Origin of the sequence: Anatilimnocola aggregata, assembly GCF_007747655.1 — a bacterium.
GTDB classification, from domain to species: Bacteria; Planctomycetota; Planctomycetia; order Pirellulales; family Pirellulaceae; genus Anatilimnocola; species Anatilimnocola aggregata.
The window spans coordinates 4,182,587-4,200,281 of sequence record NZ_CP036274.1; the positions used below are offsets into that span (position 1 = coordinate 4,182,587).

The following is a 17,695-nucleotide window of genomic DNA, read 5'->3' on the forward strand; positions in this document are numbered from 1 at the left end:
TATAGATGCATTGAACTTCGAATGAGTACGTTCCTCGCAACAACACGTTCCAATGATGCTAACTCGAACAAGCGAGTGGTTCGTGTTATCGCTTTGCTGCTTGTAATAATTGCTGGGCTCACGTCGCTACGCTCAGCGGAGCCTGACTACGTCCCAAAGCTCGGCGAATTTCCGCCAGTTACGGCGGGCGAGTACTTCGCAGGGGAACTTGTCGCCATCGATCACGTCAATCGCCGTGGAGCTTTGCGACTCGATGGCGATGGGGTGGATGATAGGTATCACCACGCCGAATCGCATCGGTTTGCCATGCTTCCCTATGGAATGATTCGTTATCACGGTGCGCCTGCCGAACTGCGAGACATTCCCATTGGCACGCATTTGCATGGCAAGTTCGTGTTGCCACCGGACGGCGATCAATCGATTCCTCCCACCAAACGAACTCCCAAGTACGTCCCGAAACAGAATCACGCCTTGCTGTTGGAAGACGATTTCAGTTTTTACCTGCGGCAAGGGCAAAGTTGGAGGGTCGAAGCTGTTGACCCTGTCAAAGGCAGACTAAAAGTGACTGCTACCGGGCAGTCAGTTGCCGTGGGATTGAAAGGGGAACAGAACTTTGATTTCGACGGTAGCACGCGAGTTTGGAAAGGGCGCCAAATCGGCGGTTTGAACGACCTGGCACCGGAGCAAGTAGTTCAGGTCAACCTCACTTGGGCTCCCGATTGGAAAAACGGGCAGTTCCATGTGGCCGATGTCTGGATCGACCAAGAAAGTCGTGAAGTTGCCAGCGAAGTGCAACGCCAGATCCACATCCGCCATCAACGCCATCGCTGGCTTGCCGGGTGGGTCGATCATGTCGAGCATCAAGCGGCTGGCAAGGGTATTGTGACGGTCACGCTGTTCGGCGGCATGGACAACTCGCTCTACGACCTGGCTAGAGCACAGGCTAAGCCCGGCGGTGGTGCTGCGCTCGCAGCCGGCGAACCGACGCTGCGCACCTGGTGGCAGGAACACGATTCGAAGAGTGGCCCAGTCCTCGACTTCAAAGACATTCCTAATCCTCCACCGGGCAGCAGCGGTCTGCAGTTGAGGGTACAAATAGATGAGTTATTAGAGGGTTACCGTCCGGGACGCATCATCCGCTTTCGCCCGAATGGTTTCCCCAGCGTCAAATTACCGCCCGAAGAACGAGTTAAAAGCTTGGACGACCGGTAGTCTCCCAGCATCCACCTTACGAAGACAAATTCCGCACAAGGAAACACGCATGGCTCACTTCCTTTCGCAGAACTGGCTCATTAGCCGCCGGCACGCGCTGCGAGGCCTCGGCGTCTCGCTGGCGTTGCCGCTGCTCGACTGCATGCGTCCGCTTGGAGCGGCAGAAACCAAATCTCGGGCCAAGCGAAGTGTGTTCATCTATTTGCCCAATGGCGTTAATACGATCGACTTTCAGATCACGCAACCGGGCGCGGACTACAAGTTTTCGAAGTCGCTGCTGCCGCTGGAAAAGCACCGGGCGAATATTACACCGATCAGTGGGCTCTACCATCCGCATGGCCTCGGCCATCACCACAATTGCAGCAGCATTTGGCTTACGGGCGGCAAGATTGGGCAGTCGGAGCGGAACACGATTTCGGTCGATCAACTCATGGCGCAAGTGACCGCGCCGCAAACCCGCTACTCTTCCATCGAAATGAGCAATCAGGGTCAATCGCTGGCCTATACGGCCGATGGTATCGGGCTCCCGGCACAGGGCAATCCCGGCGTAGTGTTCCGAGAAATGTTCACGGCACCGCAAGGTGGCATCGTCAAACAGCGCCGTGGTCTGCAGCGCCGCGGTAGCATTCTTGATGCCGTCTTGGGTGAAGCAACCACTCTAGGAGATCAACTGGGACAGGAAGATCGAGGTCGGCTCGAGCAGTACTTAACTTCTGTCCGCGAGGTGGAAGTGAGGACCCAGCGGGCCGATAAGTGGCTCGATACTCCCCGCCCGACGGTCGACGCTGCTGTTCAATCCCAACTTAATCGAGACATCGCGCTCGATCGTCTCGGCGAGTATCTGCGCACAATGTACGACATCATTGTGTTGGCCTTCCAAACCGATATGACCCGGGTCGCAACATTCAGCACTGGTGAGGAAGGGAAGGGGCCAGCTGTGCCAGAGATCGGCGTGAAGCAAGATCGCCATTCCCTCTCGCATCACAATGCTAATCCGAAACTGATGCAGGATTTGACGGCCAGCGACACGTTCAACATCCAGCAGTTCAGCTATTTTCTCGATCGATTGAGCCAGGTGAAGGATGCCGATGGTCCACTCCTCGATTCGACGATGGCCCTTTATGGCAGCGGCATGGCGTTTGGCCACAGTCACGGTAACGCGAACCTGCCACTCATCCTCGCCGGTGGCGGAGGGCTTGGCTTGAAGCACGGTCGGCACGTCGATTTCAATGCCAAGTCGAAGCCGGAAGGCTATGCCTACAATTTGGACATCCACGCCAAGCACTACGCCATTTGCCACAACCCGGTGAACAACAAAGCCCACTTGAGCAACTTGCTGCTAACGATGGCGCAAAAGATGGACGTGAAGACCGAAAAGTTTGCCGATAGCACGGGCACCGTCTCGGAGGTGCTCGCGTGATGCGACGTTCCCTTTCCTGGCTACTGGCTTGTTCCGCAACTTGTTGCTTGTTTTCAGTTCCTGCCAATGCTCAGGAAGTAGTTAGCTACGTGCCGAAGGTGGGTGAGTTTCCACCGCCGAATAGTGGCACCTATCTCGCGGGTGAACTGGTGGTAATCGACCCAGTAAATCGCCGCGGGGGTTTACGACTCGATGGCAACGGTGCCGGGGACCGTTACAACAGCGGGCCGCTTCATTACTTTGCCATGCTCCCGTACGGCACAATCTCATTCAACGGTGCGCCGGCGGAGCTGCGTGATATTCCCCTCGGCACACATGTGCATGGTTACTTCTATCTGCCGCCCGTTGGCGAAGAAGCCACGATCCCGCCTCTGCCCAAGGATTTGGCCAAGTACGAGATCAAGCAGAATCATGCCGTTTCGCTGGAAGACGACTTCAGCTTTTATCAGCGCCAAGGTCAGAGTTGGAAGGTGGTGTCGCTGGAACTGATGAAGGGAAAGATCAACGTTGCGCCGTCGGGGCAACTTGCTAAGGACGGAATCAACACGACTTACACCTTCGACATCGACGATTCGACCACGGTCTGGAAAGGTCGCAAGCTGGTGGACCTGGCAGACATCACTCCTGACCAGATAGTGCAGTTCAATCTTGGCTGGTCACCGGGCTGGCGTGATAAAGAATTCACGGTTGCGGAAGTTTGGCTTGATGAAGAAAGCCGCAACTTTGCTACGGAACTTCAGCGTCGTCGGCATGTGAAATATCAGAAGCAGCGTTGGCTGCCCGCATGGATCGATCGCGTGGAAGACAACGACTTCGGCGGTGGCATGGTCACACTTACTCTCTTCGGCGGCATGGATCCTTCGCTCTATGCCGACTTAAAGGCGACCCAAGACAAAGGCTTCGGCGTCGCAGCTGCCGAGAAAACATTGCGCACGTGGTTTCATCGTGGCGACAAGAAAATCGGCCAGGTAATTGAATGGAAAGAATCCACGAACCCTCCACCCGGCAGCAGCGGCATTCAAATTCGGCTGAAGTTTACCGAACTTCTCGATGGCTACCGACCCGGCAGAGTGGTTCGTGTGAAGTGCCACGATTGGATCTTTGTCACCATGCCGCCGGAAGAGCGCGTAAAGTCCGTTGAGGACCAGCAACGTTCCACAATCTTTAGCATTCCTTAAGTCAAGCTTTCTCAGGAACCGAAACGATCATGTTCAAACAACTCTCCTGTTCGTTCATCGCGGTCGTCGCCTTGGCGATGACGTTGCGGGCTGAAGAAGCAGAATCACTCGTGGCTTCTGGCGCCAAGATTGAGAAACTTGCCAGCGGGATGAAATTTACCGAAGGACCAGCGTGGTTTCCGGCGAAGAAGACACTGGTTTTCTCTGACATTCCCAACAGCAAGCTTATGCAGTGGCGCGAAGGTGAAGGCCTGTCGGTGTTTCGCCCCAGTGAACAAGCCAATGGCAATATTCTCGATCTGGACGGCCGACTCGTTTCGTGCCAGCATGCGGCCCGCAACCTGGTGCGGACGGAGACCGACGGCACGATTTCAGTGCTTGTCGACAAGTTCGACGGCAAGCGGTTTAACTCGCCCAACGATGTAGCGGTTCGTTCCGACGGGACTCTCTGGTTCACCGATCCGCCGTGGGGACTCACGGGTGCTGCAGAAGTTCCTGGGCATTGGGTCTATAAGTTTGACCCAGCCACGAAAACCGTTGTACCGGTCGTTAAAGACCTGGCCATGCCTAACGGCATTAACTTTTCGCCAGATGAAACCCGCCTTTACATCGCCGATACTGGCGGCCATGCCAAGCATCCTGATCCTGCTTTTCATAAGTTGCCGGCTGGGGTTCATTGCTACGAAGTCAGCAAAGCGGGCGAGCTTGGCAAGAAGCTGTTCACCATCAAGGAGGGCAGCGACGGCATGACTATCGATGTGAAGGGAAACCTCTACACGACCCACGGCGGTGTGAATATCTACAACGCCGACGGCAAGCTACTGGAGAAGATCGAAGTGCCTGAAGGTCCAGCCAATGTTTGCTTCGGCGGCGAGGATATGCGGACGCTATTTATTACCGCCCGCACTTCTCTCTATAGCATTCGCATGAAGAACCCCGGTGCCAAGCCGGTCGGTGCGAAGTGGTAAGCAGCATGAATTCCTCGCTCATGGCGTCAATAATGAAGTACGTGTTGCTTTTAGGTTTGTTGGTGGCAGCTGCACCTGCTGTGCAATCTGCTGATGGGCCACTCGGTTTTGAGCAAGCAGTGCAACCATTCTTTCAGACCTATTGCTTGCACTGTCACGACGGCAAGCAGCAGGAAGGAGAGTTTCGGCTCGATACTTTACCCCGCGACTTTGCGGACGAAACGACGGCACAGCGCTGGGCCGAAGTTGTGTTTCGCATGAACTCAGGAGAGATGCCGCCGAAAAAGGAACTGCAACCAAAGCCTCACGAATTGGGAGTTGCCGTAGATTGGCTCTCCACGCGGTTGAAGGAAGGGGAAGCGGTACGAATGGCGCGCCGCGGTCCCATTGCGCACTACCGTCTCAGTCGCGAAGAATATGGCCACACCGTTTACGATCTGCTCGGCGTTTACTTCGATGTGAACATGCCAGGCGCATTCAATGAGGATCCCCGTTGGCACGGCTTCGATCGCATCGGCTCGCTCCTCTCGCTGTCGCCGTCGCATGTGGACCGTTACTTTCGTGCCGCAGAAACCGTAGTCGCACAAGCCTTCCCCGATCAACCTGTCAAGTTGCAAAAGGGGCGCAACGAAGCCAACGCTGGCCAAGAGAAGTGGTTGCAGGAGAGTGGGCTGACCGGCCCGGTTCGCTGGCCTCTTTGGCCAGGACATGGTCGTCAGATTTTCAAAGCAGCTTCCCCTGGCCTATATCGCATTCGTATCCAGCTCAGTGCATTGCCGTCGTTCAAAGGTCGATTACCGCACCTCAGTCTGTGGCATCACCAGCTGAAGCGCTCGGTCTATGGGTTGGACGTGAGTGCGCCCGAAGACAAACCAACGACCATCGAGATCGAAACGTTCTTGCCCGAGGGGAACTTCAATCTGATGAACGAATCCCCTGGTATCTTGAACGATGGTCAGACCCCCAGTATCTCTCAAATTACGTTTGTGAACACGAAAGTCAGTCGTCAGAATCGCCCCACGGGATACCGGCTGTACAACGACCACGGAGAGTCGATCTTTCCGCTGCTAATCATTGACTGGGTCGAGTTCGAAGGGCCCATTCAACTCGAAGCGGATCAGCAGAAACGGGCAGGGATGTTCCCAGTGAACAACGGCGATCTTGCCGAAGCGCGCGAATGTCTGCGGCGATTTGCCTCGCGTGGCTGGCGTCGCCCCGTGCCCGATGCCGAGTTAGATCGCTATGTGAAGGTCATCGATAGCGAACTGGCAGCTGGTGAAAACTTTCGCTCGGCCTATCGTGCAGCATTAGTGGCTATCCTTACATCTAAGAATTTCTATTACCTCGAAGAAGGTTCGCCCGCTCAACGTCGCGAGACGGTGAACGACTGGGAACTAGCCTCGCGTCTGTCGTACTTCCTTTGGAGTTCACTTCCGGACGAAGAACTCGCCAACCTAGCACGGCAAGATACTTTGCATCGTCCTGAGATCCTGCGGGCTCAACTGACGCGCTTGCTTGCCGATCGCAAGGTCAACCGTTTTACGGAGTCGTTCCCCAAACAGTGGCTGCAGTTGCACCGCGTCGGCGTGTTTCCGCCCGATGAAGGACTTTATCCCGACTACGATAAATGGCTCGAACGAAGCATGGTGCTGGAAAGCACTGGGTACTTCGGCGAGGTGTTCTCGCAGAATCTGCCATTACGCGAGTTTCTCGTTTCCGACTGGACCATCCTGAATTCGCGCTTGGCGATGCACTACGGTATGCCTCGGCCAGCTGCCGCAGGTTTGCAACGCGTCGCGCTTCGCCCAGAGGACCATCGCGGCGGATTGCTTACGCAGGCCTCGATTCTCTCCCTGACGTCCGATGGAACCCGGCATCGGCCCGTCCATCGTGGTGTCTGGGTATCAGAGGCCGTTTTCGGTCGCACTCCGCCTCCGCCGCCCCCGAACGTCGAGCCGCTCGCTCCGACACCGAGCGATCAACCCAAAGCGACGATCCGCATGCAGTTGGAAGCGCACGCGACGCATGCGACCTGCGCGTCGTGCCACGAAAAGATCGACCCGCTCGGTTTTGCCTTCGACAATTTCGACGCCATTGGTCGTTGGCGAACAACAGAACAAGTAGCTGGCGGCAATGGCGACGACCCAAGCGTAAATGCCAGCGGCAAACTGGCCGACGGTCGGCCCTACAACGGCTCGGATGAATTCAAACAGTTGCTGGCGCAAGACCTGGATCTCTTTGCCGAAGCTTTCGTCGAGCAATTGGCCACCTATTCGCTGCGCCGCGTGATGACACTCGACGACACCGCGCAGATCAGGTCCATTGCGGCTGCTAGCAAGAAGGACGATTACAAACTCCGTACTGTCATCGAGAACTTTGTACTCTCCGACTTATTCCGCAAGCGATAGTTGGTTCAATAATTTGCTGTTCGCGGTTCCAAGCCCTGCACCGCGACGATGACATCGTCGAGAGGCATGACATCACCCAAGTCGATATCGATATCCAGCAGATTCACTTCGTGCATGATCTCGCATCGTTCTCCCACAGCTTCACGAGGAACGATGACGCGCACACTGTCGGTTGCATCGCGGCACGTTGCATAGACGCAGTGACTCGTGCTGATGCCGGTGACAATCAGCGTATCGATGCCGAGCGAGGCAAGCATCTCGTGCAGATTCGTTCCTTTGAACGCTGAGGCATAGCGCTTGCGAATCAGCTTCTCGCCCAGTCGCGGCGCGAGGCGCGGATCGAGTTCAAACAGCCGTTCATCACCCGGCTGCAACTTTAGCTGCAGCTTTTTGTTCTGCGGGCTCGGGGGATCGGACGGATCGTAGGCATAGGTTGTGAAGAAGACTGGAATCTTTGCATTACGTGCTGCGTCAAGCATTCGCAGGGTTGCCTGCAAGACCGGCTCCGCCTCGGTGCCAATTTGTGCCCGCGGCTGCGTCCAAAACACTGCCAGATCAATCACGATCAGCGCCGGCCGTTTACCGAAGCCCACGCGACCCGCCCAGCCCCGGGCGAGATACCGCTTGCGCAGTTCGGCCAGATGCGCCAAGAGTGGTGTCCGCAAATCATCCGGCAGTCGCAAGTCTGCAGAGCCGCAATGTGATTGTCTTTCGTGTGTCATCGGGTCAGTCCTACTGCGAAGGAAATATGGCAGCAGGCAATTGTGACGAGCCGTCATGTTTCATGCAAATATCGTTCAGCCGGCGGAAGTGCTAAACTCCATCATTCAACTTCGACGTTATTTGTAGCAGGCAAGAATATGAACGCCGTTCGCAGCTTGATTGCGGCACTGGTTACTTTGTCGGTGCTTGTTTCTGCAGTAGCGCAAGAGCGCGTTGTTCCACAAAGTGCCAAGGGTGGCAAGGAGCAACAAGGTGAAGCGTGGGCAGAAGTACCAGAGCTCTTCAAGGCCATCAAGCTGCCCGGGTGGCAAGTTCCCCAGGATCTGAAGCGTTGGGAGGAAACTGATCGCGCGCAGACGAAGGCCACTCTGGTAGAGTGCCTAGGCGAAATGCCGAAGCGACCAGATCCGAAACAAGTGAAGGTGATTTCGCGCGAAGACAAAGGGACCTTCTGGTTGGAGAAGTTTGAGTTTCACAACGGTGCCGACATGGTCGTGACCGGCATCCTGGCGATCCCAAAGAACATCAAAGAGCCTGCGCCAGTGGTGGTTGGGATGCACGGCCATTCCGGCTCCAAAGGCGAATACATTCCGAACCCGGAGAACGAACTATCGCTTGGTTGGATGCTGGTGCAGAAAGGATTCGTGGTTGCCGCCATCGATGGTTACTTCAACGGCGAGCGTGTCGGCAAAGGTCCCGGTGGAGCGAAGCTCGATGCGGGTGCCTATCCGCAGGAACTGAGTCTGTTCAAGTTGCATCTGTGGCAAGGTCGTTGCCTGTGGGGCATGATGATTCGCGATGAGCAGTGCCTGCTCGATTATTTGGAAACGCGGCCGGAAGTCGATAAAAGTCGCATTGGCGTGACCGGCATGAGCATGGGTTGCACGCGGGCATGGTGGGTGTCTGCTGTTGACGATCGCGTTCAAGCTCAGGTTGGTGTGGCTTGTTTTACTCGCTACACCGAACTGATTGCGCACGGCAATTTGCGTCGGCACGGCATCTACTATTTTGTTCCCGGTGTCTTTCAGCACTTCGATACCGAGGCCATTTTTGCGTTGTCGGCACCGAAACCCAACCTGCAACTATCGGGCGATGAAGACGGCGGTGCCCCAACCGACGGCGTGATCGTGCTGGAGAAAAAACTGGGCGAGATCTACAAACTCTATGGCAAACCCGAGAACTTTCGCAGCGTACTGTACGCGAAGACAGGTCACGAATATCTGCCCGAAATGCGAGTTGAAATGGTCGCTTGGTTTACGAAGCACCTGAAGCCGTAGGGCCGTGGTAAGAAGTACATCGCATAAGCGGTGGGTTCAGGCTGGTGTCTTGGCGTCAGTAGATAGGCCGCTCTCGCCGCGCCGACCGGTGATGAGGTTCCAGCCCCAATCGACAATTGCGGTGTTTCGCTGCTCAGCCGTGTGCAGCAAGCTGAGATGAACGCCTAACCAGGCCAGCCAGGCAGGCAGGCCAGTCAAGGTGAGACCCAGTGGCAGTTCGACGATGGCAGCGCCATGACCGATGGTCGCCATTGTTCCCTTATCGCAATAGACAAATGGTTCGACTGCCTGGTTGGCAAGGCGGCGCTGTATCGACTCGCCCAGATACTCGCCAGCTTGCAGGGCAACAGCACCGAGTCCCGGCAGCGGCGCACCGGTTTTTGCGTCTTTCATGGCTGCGATGTCGCCTAACGCAAAGGCATTCGGATGTCCCGTGATCTGTAGGTCTGCATCAATGGGAATGCGATCTCCATGGGCCAGCGGAATTCCCAGCGAAGCAACCAGCGGATTCGCTTGCAAGCCAGCAGCCCAAATCAATGTTTGCGTCTTTATCGATTCGCCTGTGCTCAACACGATGCTTGCTGCGTTCACTTGGCTGACACCGTTGCTGGTACGCACGTCCACGCCACGCTTCACAAGTTCCTCGCGCGCATAGTTGCGCAGCGCCGGCTGAAAAGGCCCCAGCAAGTCGGGCGCGTATTCGAACAACATGATTCGCGCTCGTGACGTCGGTAAATTCGGGTAGTCTTTAATAAAATCCGACCGCAGCAATTCCGCGATCGCGCCAGCTACTTCCACCCCTGTTGGTCCGCCGCCGACAACACAAAATGTCAGAGCCCCTTCATCGCAAAGCGCTGGATTCTGATGGGCGGCCTCGAGTTGGCTGAGGATCTTAGCTTTCAGTCGCAAGGCGTCATTCAGCGTGTACATGGGTAACGCATAGCTGGCAGCGCCAGGGGTTTGAAAATAGTTCACGACAGCGCCGAGCGCGATCACCAGGTAATCGTATTGCTGTGGCGGTTGGCCCGCGACAAGAACTTGCCTGTTGACGAGGTCGATCTTCTGCACCGCTGCTTCGATAAACCGCAAGTTGGCATATTGGTTCGATAACTCCTGCAGTGGAAAGGAAACAGCGCTGGGCCCCAGTTCGTTGGTCGCCACTTGATAGAGCAACGGCTGGAAGGTGTGATAAGGATTCTTGTCGATCAGCGTGATTCGCACATTCGCAGCGCGCAGACGTTCGACCACGCCAAGACCGCCGAACCCGGCACCCAGAATCACAACATGAGGCTGATCCGTCATTGCTACTCCCAGAGGTTGGACCCTCTACAGCCCCGGGCTGCTCTGCATAATTCCACCGTCGGCAAAAATGGTGGTCGCTGTCAGGTAACTTGCGCCTGGACCGGCCAGAAATGCAACAACGCTGGCAATCTCGCCCGGTTGTGCCATGCGGCCGATTGGAATGGCGCTATCGAGCTTGGCAAGCAACTTGGGATCGTTCATGGTGCCGAGATTAATGGGCGTAGCGACCGCACCGGGCCCGACGCCCACAACGAGCACATTGTGCGGAGCAAGTTCGACCCCCGCAGTGCGGGTGAGCATTCGCATGCCACCCTTCGACAGGCAGTAGGCCGTGTTTCCGGGCATCGGCCAATCTTCGTGAACCGACGTGATGTTGATAATCCGGCCCCCTTCCCCTTGCTTGATCATCTGCTTCGCGGCCAGTTGTGTGCCGAAGAAAGCGCTCTTGAGATTGATCTCCAGCACCTTCTCGTATTGCTCTTCCGTGGTATCGAGAATCGAGGTGCGGGTCTCGACTCCGGCATTGTTGACCATGATATCAAGCCGGCCAAACGTGCTGACGGCGGTATCTACCAGCTTTTGTAGATCGGCGACCTTGCTCACATTCGCTTCGACACCGACGGCCTGATCGTTGAGTGCGACAACCTGCTTCACCAGTGCGTCGGTCGCTTCGGGATGGGCGACGTAGTCGATCACGATGTTCGCACCTTGCCGAGCAAGTTCCAGCACAATTGCCATGCCGATGCCACTGTTGCCGCCGGTTACGATGGCGACCTTTCCTGCGAGGTTCATAGGTGATCCTTTGCGGGTTGTGATTGTGAAGCTTGAGATTCCGTCGAGTGTTCGGGAGGCCGATAACCGCAGCGAAAAATGCAACGCCTGCGATGATCGTGATGTAACTTCGCACAACGGACGTTTGGCAAGCCCTGCACGCGGGCATATATTTCCGCAGCGGTCAGCATGGCGAGCGGGGGAGCAAGAAAGTAGATCCACCACGCGGTCCAGATTTGCGCGGGCCAGGCCGAAGCAAAAGTCCGCGCGGGATTCATGCTCATGCCCGAGAGGGGCGACTCAAAAAGAACAAAGCAGACAAGTAGCAGGCCGACCAGGCAGCCGGTATAGGGAGCCAATCGCCTGCTGTTGGAACTCAGCAGCACCGTGCTCATTAACAGAAACGAGATTGCGAACTCAGCGAGAAAAGCGATGGGTGTTCCCTGAGAACCGGGAACGGTGACGATGTAGTCGACGCCGGGGACAGAGATTGCCTGACCGAGGACGGCTGCTGCGAACAAGACACCGGCAACGCCGCCAGCAAACTGAAAAACAACATAAAACACAGCATCCCAAGTTTCGATTTTGCCCAAGCGCCAAAAGGTCAGCGTCACGGCAGGGTTGAAGTGCGCACCCGATTGTTTGCCCCAGGGTGAGTAGACAATCGCCACTGCAGTCCCTCCCATCGCCATTCCCATCAACAGTCGTCGCAGCCAGGGCGAAGATATCATTGCAGGAGAAGTGGGATCAAACAGCACCACGGCGGCTACGCACGCCGCCAGCATGAAGATTGCCAGTTCGGCAGCTTCCATGCAGTATTCCGGCCAATGGTGCTTGAACGCGTGCCGCATGAGTCCTCGACTAGGTCAACCGTTGAAGCAAATGATCGCCGACGCGCAGCGCATTGGCCATGGCAGTCAGCGCGGGATTGACCGCCCCGATGCTGGGAAAAAAGCTGGTGTCGACGACATACAGGTTATCGAGTTCGTGCGCCTTGCAATTTCGATCGAGGACCGAAGTCTGCGGATCATCACCAAAGCGGCACGTCCCTGCCTGATGCGCGACGCCTCCTAAGTCGATCTCGTTCTTCATGTACAGATTGCGCGGAATGAGATGCTCGTGCATGTCGAGTTGGTTGAGCATCGACTTCAATTTTTCAAAAAGCTTTTGCTTCGGAACCTGGTTCGAGGGCGTGTAGTTGAGCTTGATCGAACCCTGCGAATTGACGGTGACGCGATTCTCAGGGCGCGGCAGATCTTCGGTCGAGAGCCAGAAATCAACGGCGTGCAGGGCAATCTCGTCGAGCGTCCAAGTCGGGGCGAGAATGGTCTCAATCGGCTTTTCGCCGCGGTACATTGGCCCCTGGGACTTGCCGACCATTTGAATGTTCCCCATGGGGAACTCGAATCCGGGCATGCCGAAGTAGAAGTCGTTAAGCCCGAGTGTCTTCTGATACTTCGTCGGGTTAGGCTCTTTCGAGATTGCCAGCACGGCCTGGCTATTGTGGAACATATAGTGTCGCCCGACCTGGTCGGAGCCGTTGGCCAGGCCATGCGGATGTTTGTCATTGGCGGACATTAGCAGCAGTCGCGCGGAATTAGCTGCACCACAGGAGACGACGACAATACTCGCCGAGAAGCTTTCGGTATTGCCGCCGCGACTGACAAGGACGTTGGTGACCGCCGTTCCCGAGGCGTTTGTCTCGAGCTTCAAGACTTGCGAATTGGTCAGAAGCGTCACATTGGGGTGAGCTAGTGCGGGGCGAATGCCGAGGACTTCTGCATCGGACTTGGCGTGAACGAGGCAGGGAAAGCCATCACAGTCCATGCAGCGCACACATGCACTGTAGGGGCGATTCGCTTCGTTGAGCATGATGCCGCAGGGTGAATGAAACGGATGGTAACCAGCCCGGGCAAGATCGTCGGCCAGTTTCTGAATGCGCGGTTCGTGCGAAACCGCTGGAAAAGGGTACGGCGCGCTCGCAGGTGGCTCGGTCGGGTCTTCTCCCCGTGCCCCATGAACTTGATACAGCTGTTCGGCCTGCGAGTAATAGGGCTCGAACTCGTCATAGCTCACTGGCCAGGCCGGTGAAAGACCGTCGTAATGCTGCAGTTCACCGAAGTCTTCTTTTCTCAGGCGGTACAGGGCAGCGCCATACATTTTGGTAGCGCCCCCGACGTAATAATGTACGCCGGGCTGAAAACCGCGGCCGGTCTTGTCGTACCAGGTATCCTTCGAGACGTAACGATTGTCGATGAAGACGGCGGAGGCATCCCAGTTTTCGGGTTCGCGCGGCAGATAGTCGCCGCGCTCCAGCACCAGGATCTTTTTGCCTGATGGTGCCAGATGCCGCGCCAGCGTGCCGCCCCCTGCGCCGCTGCCAATGATGATTACGTCGTAGCTGGCAGTCATGCTCGCTCCTTAGAGGTTTTTGGCAGGCGGCCGCCATATTCGTACAGCAGCGAGACGATCAACGCCGTCCAACCCGTTTGGTGGCTGGCCCCCAAGCCCGCGCCGTTGTCGCCATGAAAATATTCGTGAAACGGAATGTGATCGCGCCAGTGCGGATCGTTTTGAAAGTAGGCGTTACCGCCATAAACAGCGCGCCAGCCGGTACTCGCGTTGCGTTTGAAAATGCTCGTGAGTCTACGCGTGATTTCAGCTCCTACTTCATCGAGATTGCACGTTCGCCCGGAACCGGTCGGACATTCGACTTGAAAGCTGTCGTCATAGTGTTTGTGAAACTCCTGCAGTGCCTGCACGAGCATGTAATTGACGGGAAACCAGATCGGCCCGCGCCAGTTTGAGTTGCCGCCGAATAAGCGATTCTCTGACTCCGCCGGTTCGTACTTGACGACAACTTCCTGGCCCCCTGCGCTAAACACATACGGATGATCGAGGTGATAGCGAGAAAGCGCGCGGATGCCATAGTCCGAGAGAAACTCATTCGGATCGAGCATCCGCCGTAGAACAGCCGCGAGGCGATCTTTGGTCAAGATCGCGAGCATGCGGGTGTTGTTGTCCCCCAAGATGTTGACCGGCGCGACATTCTTCAGCAGGTCGGGGCGGTGTCTCAAAAACCACTCTGCCCGCTCTGCAAACAGGTCGAGACCTCGCGAACGGTAGCGAGGTGTGGTGAGTACGGCAAAAATCGGTACCAGGCCCACCATCGAGTGGATCTTGAGCGGAATGTTTTGCCCGTCGGTCAGATGTACCACATCGTAGAAGAATTGATCTTCTTCATCCCACAGATTGATCCCTTCGCCATTCATGTTGGTCATGGCGTGAGCAATCGACAGGAAGTGCTCAAAGTATTTGAGCGCCATGTTCTGATAGAAGGGCTCGTGCTGTGCGAGTTCAGTGGCAATGGATAGCATCGTTGTGCAGTAAAGCGCCATCCAACTTGTGCCGTCGCTCTGCTCCAACTGTGCGCCGTCGGCCAGCGGCTTGTCGCGATCGAAGCAGCCGATGTTGTCCATTCCCAAGAAGCCACCGCCAAAGATGTCTCGGCCACTGCTGTCTTTGCGATTAATCCAAAAGCTGAAGTTGAGCATTTCGTTCTGAAATATTTCTTTCAGAAACGTGAGATCGCCGACTCCGGCCCGCTCTTTTTCAATTTGATAGACGCGCCACGCTGCCCAGCCGACGACTGGCGGATTCACGTCGTCGAAATTCCATTCGTAGGCCGGATATTGCCCGCTGGCGTGCTGATACCATTCGTGCCCCATGTTCAGCAGTTGTTGCTTGGCGAAGGCCGAGTCAATGCGGGCTAGCGCCACGCAGTGGAACGAGAGATCCCACGAAGCGTACCAAGGATACTCCCAGGTATCGGGCATCAGAATTACGTCGGCATTGTGCAACTCTTTCCAATTTGTGTTGCGGCCGTGCCAGCGCGCGTCTGGCGGGGTGGGTTCGGTCTCATCGCCCCGCAACCACCGATAGACATCGTAATGGTAGAACTGTTTCGACCAGAGTAAGCCGGCCAAGGCTTGACGCATAATTCGCTGCTCGTCGACATCGAGCCCTGCGGGTTGCACAGCGGCATAAAAGGAGTCTGCCTCGGCCGCGCGCGTGGTTAGGAAGTGGTCGAAGTCGCCGAACGGCTCGCTCGAATGCGTATCACTCAAGCGAACATCAACCACGATAGTTCCACCGGCGGGGATCACCGCGCGAGCGTGCCCCGCCAGTTTGCTGCCTTGCAGGTTGTTGACGGCGCTCTTTGCGTTATGCACCACAGCTTCATGAATGCCGTCCTTTACAAAGGGTGAAGTGTTTGGGTAGTGATCGAGCCGCTCGATGTTCGAGTCATTCTCGGTGAAGAGCAACTCGACTTGCTGGTTGTCGCTGGTGCGGACGTACCACCAGCGATTGCCGAGCACTTCGTGAGATGTACTCGCTGTGCCTGGCCCCACGGCTTTGATTGAGGGCCGGGTCGAGTTGAACTTCCACGACCAGGTATTGCGATACCAGAGGTGAGGCAACACATGAATGGGCGCTGCTGCGGGGCCGCGATTGACGACTGTGATACGGCAAAGCAGATCTTCGGGGCTCGCCTTCGCGTATTCGATGGAGACGTCAAAATACCGGTTCGCGAGAAAAGTATCGTGCAGAGCGTCGAACAACTCATACTCGGGCTGATCTCGCCCGCGTGCGCCGTTTACCTTCACCAGGTCTTCGTACGGGTAGGCCACCTGCGGGTACTTGTACACCATCTTCATGTACGAGTGCGTCGGCGTGCCATCGAGAAAGAAATAGTATTCTTTGACGTCTTCGCCGTGGTTCCCCTGCGGGTTGCTGAGCCCGAACATCCGCTCCTTTAAGATCGGATCGCGCTCGTTCCACAGTGCCACGGCCAGACAGAGGTATTGTTTGTCGTCGCAAAAGCCGCCGATGCCATCTTCGTTCCAGCGATACGCCCGGCTGCGGGCATCGTCGTGCGAGAAGTAAGCCCAAGAATCGCCGCTAGCGCTATAGTCTTCTCGAACAGTTCCCCAAGCTCGCTCACTGAGGTAAGGCCCCCAGCGTTTCCAATTGGTCGACTTGGCGTCGTGTTCGGCCAGGCGTTGTTGCTCGGGGGTCAAGTGGCACTCCGCTGCAAGAGACTATGGTGCGCTGGCCATTTTAGCGGCCGGGCGAAACGTTCCAAGTCGTAATCGGAGCATGGGGGCGGATTGTCATAGAGATAAATACAACAGTGAATTCTGGGCAAGTAATCAGTAACAATTCATCGTCGACCCCGGCTAGCGACGACGACGGCGGCAGGAGATACTTCACCTTCTCTCCACCGGCCGGAACTTGCGAGTGACCGGGCGATAGGTCGAGGCAAACTCGACAAAATTGCTGTGACGTGGATGTTGATCGACGTTGAAGCTAGGTGATGGGGCAGAGCGAATGGATCTGTTTGGTGTAGGCACGCTGCTCGCGGATTGCGTCCCACCGGAGAATTTATCGATCTTTCATCCCGTTTCTCCTGGGGGGCGTTCGATCGTCAGTTTGTCGATCTTAGTGCTCGCCATCACGGGTGGCATTCTGCTGGTTGTCGGCACCGTGCTGATGTACTGCGTTTTTCGCTTTCGAACCAAGACATTTGACGGTCACGAACCACCTCAAGTGTACGGCAGTGTGCCCATCGAAGTTGCCTGGACCGCCGCACCGGCAATGATCGTCTTCATTTTGGTTTTGGTGACCACCCGCACTCTGTGGGAAGTTGAAATTCCGGTGCCAGAACCAGTTGTCGGCGACAACACCCTGTTTGTCACCGTGGTCGGCCGGCAGTGGTGGTGGGAGTATCAATACGAATACTACAACGGCCAGAAGCTGGGTTTCACGACGGCCAATGAACTGCACATGCCGGTCAGTGAAGCGAGTCAGCAGCGGCGAGTTTACTTGACATTAAAGTCGGCCGATGTCTGCCACAGCTTTTGGGTTCCGCGACTCGCGGGCAAAACGGACTTGATTCCCGGCCGCGTGAACAGCATGTGGCTACAGACCGAACAGCCCGGGTTGTATTTGGGCCAATGCGCCGAATATTGCGGCACCCAGCATGCTCACATGTTGCTAAGGGTGAATGTCGAATCACCAGCTGAGTTTGAGCGTTGGTTGCAACAAGAGGCATCCGTGGCTTTGCACGTGGACGAGGCGACGATCACTCGAGGTCGTGAAGTCTTCCTCGGGCTGTCTTGCATCAATTGCCATGCAGTCCGCGGCACAGGTGCCAAGGGAACGTATGGCCCCGACTTGACCCACATCATGAGTCGTGCCACCCTCGCCTCGGGGCAGATTCCAAATAATCGTGAGAATCTGCGCAGCTGGATCGCTGATCCGCAGAAGATCAAGCCGGGCTGCTTGATGCCCGCTTTTGGTCTGTCAGATAAGCAGTTGGATGAAGTCGTTTCGTACTTGGAGTCATTGCGTTAGTCGCGCGATGAAACCTGCC

The 17,695-nt window shown here is 56.3% G+C and carries 13 protein-coding genes; 7 read left to right on the forward strand and 6 right to left on the reverse strand.

Annotation, left to right across the window (positions count from 1 at the left end; genetic code table 11):
- Positions 1-21 precede the first annotated feature (21 nt).
- Genes ETAA8_RS15870 through ETAA8_RS15890 form a run of 5 tightly spaced genes read left to right on the forward strand, consistent with a single transcriptional unit; the run spans position 22 to position 7,186 of the window.
- Positions 22-1,212 carry a hypothetical protein gene (locus ETAA8_RS15870; protein ID WP_145090117.1) on the forward strand — a complete coding sequence of 397 codons (1,191 nt, stop codon included), beginning with the start codon at positions 22-24 and terminating at the stop codon, positions 1,210-1,212.
- Positions 1,213-1,261: 49 nt separating this feature from the next.
- Positions 1,262-2,632 (forward strand): DUF1552 domain-containing protein, encoded by a 1,371-nt coding sequence (locus tag ETAA8_RS15875; protein ID WP_145090120.1) that lies wholly within the window; start codon positions 1,262-1,264, stop codon positions 2,630-2,632.
- Between the two features lie 47 nt (positions 2,633-2,679).
- Positions 2,680-3,810 (forward strand): hypothetical protein, encoded by a 1,131-nt coding sequence (locus ETAA8_RS15880; RefSeq protein WP_145090123.1) that lies wholly within the window; start codon positions 2,680-2,682, stop codon positions 3,808-3,810.
- Positions 3,811-3,839: 29 nt separating this feature from the next.
- Positions 3,840-4,778: an SMP-30/gluconolactonase/LRE family protein gene (locus tag ETAA8_RS15885; protein ID WP_202921865.1), complete on the forward strand. Its 939-nt coding sequence runs from the start codon at positions 3,840-3,842 to the stop codon at positions 4,776-4,778.
- Between the two features lie 32 nt (positions 4,779-4,810).
- A complete protein-coding gene (locus ETAA8_RS15890) occupies positions 4,811-7,186 on the forward strand; it encodes a DUF1592 domain-containing protein (RefSeq protein ID WP_202921866.1) in 2,376 nt (791 codons plus the stop codon).
- A gap of 5 nt (positions 7,187-7,191) precedes the next feature.
- Here the strand turns inward: ETAA8_RS15890 and ETAA8_RS15895 are convergent, their stop codons facing one another.
- Positions 7,192-7,908 (reverse strand): isochorismatase family protein, encoded by a 717-nt coding sequence (locus ETAA8_RS15895; RefSeq protein WP_202921867.1) that lies wholly within the window; start codon positions 7,906-7,908, stop codon positions 7,192-7,194.
- A gap of 138 nt (positions 7,909-8,046) precedes the next feature.
- Here ETAA8_RS15895 and ETAA8_RS15900 point away from each other — a divergent pair, with 138 nt between their 5' ends.
- Complete coding sequence (locus ETAA8_RS15900; RefSeq protein ID WP_145090132.1) at positions 8,047-9,186, forward strand: alpha/beta hydrolase; 1,140 nt, start codon at positions 8,047-8,049, stop codon at positions 9,184-9,186.
- Positions 9,187-9,222: 36 nt separating this feature from the next.
- Here ETAA8_RS15900 and ETAA8_RS15905 read toward each other — a convergent pair whose 3' ends face one another.
- From ETAA8_RS15905 to ETAA8_RS15925, 5 genes are read right to left on the reverse strand one after another with little or no spacing between them, the layout of a single operon-like run.
- Positions 9,223-10,488 (reverse strand): NAD(P)/FAD-dependent oxidoreductase, encoded by a 1,266-nt coding sequence (locus ETAA8_RS15905; RefSeq protein ID WP_145090134.1) that lies wholly within the window; start codon positions 10,486-10,488, stop codon positions 9,223-9,225.
- Positions 10,489-10,512: 24 nt separating this feature from the next.
- The gene (locus ETAA8_RS15910) at positions 10,513-11,280 is read right to left on the reverse strand and encodes an SDR family NAD(P)-dependent oxidoreductase (protein ID WP_145090137.1); all 768 of its coding nucleotides are present in this window, start codon (positions 11,278-11,280) and stop codon (positions 10,513-10,515) included.
- Positions 11,277-12,110 (reverse strand): MIP/aquaporin family protein, encoded by an 834-nt coding sequence (locus ETAA8_RS15915; protein ID WP_145090140.1) that lies wholly within the window; start codon positions 12,108-12,110, stop codon positions 11,277-11,279. The genes ETAA8_RS15910 and ETAA8_RS15915 overlap by 4 nt, the downstream gene beginning before the upstream one ends.
- A 10-nt stretch (positions 12,111-12,120) precedes the next feature.
- Entirely contained in the window at positions 12,121-13,671 is a 1,551-nt protein-coding gene (locus ETAA8_RS15920; protein ID WP_145090143.1) for a GMC oxidoreductase, read from the reverse strand.
- Complete coding sequence (locus tag ETAA8_RS15925) at positions 13,668-16,340, reverse strand: MGH1-like glycoside hydrolase domain-containing protein (protein ID WP_145090146.1); 2,673 nt, start codon at positions 16,338-16,340, stop codon at positions 13,668-13,670. The genes ETAA8_RS15920 and ETAA8_RS15925 overlap by 4 nt, the downstream gene beginning before the upstream one ends.
- Before the next feature lie 310 nt (positions 16,341-16,650).
- Between ETAA8_RS15925 and coxB the strand changes: the two genes are divergently transcribed.
- On the forward strand, positions 16,651-17,676 hold the full coding sequence (gene coxB / locus ETAA8_RS15930) for a cytochrome c oxidase subunit II (RefSeq protein ID WP_145090149.1): 1,026 nt from the start codon (positions 16,651-16,653) through the stop codon (positions 17,674-17,676).
- Positions 17,677-17,695 lie beyond the last annotated feature (19 nt).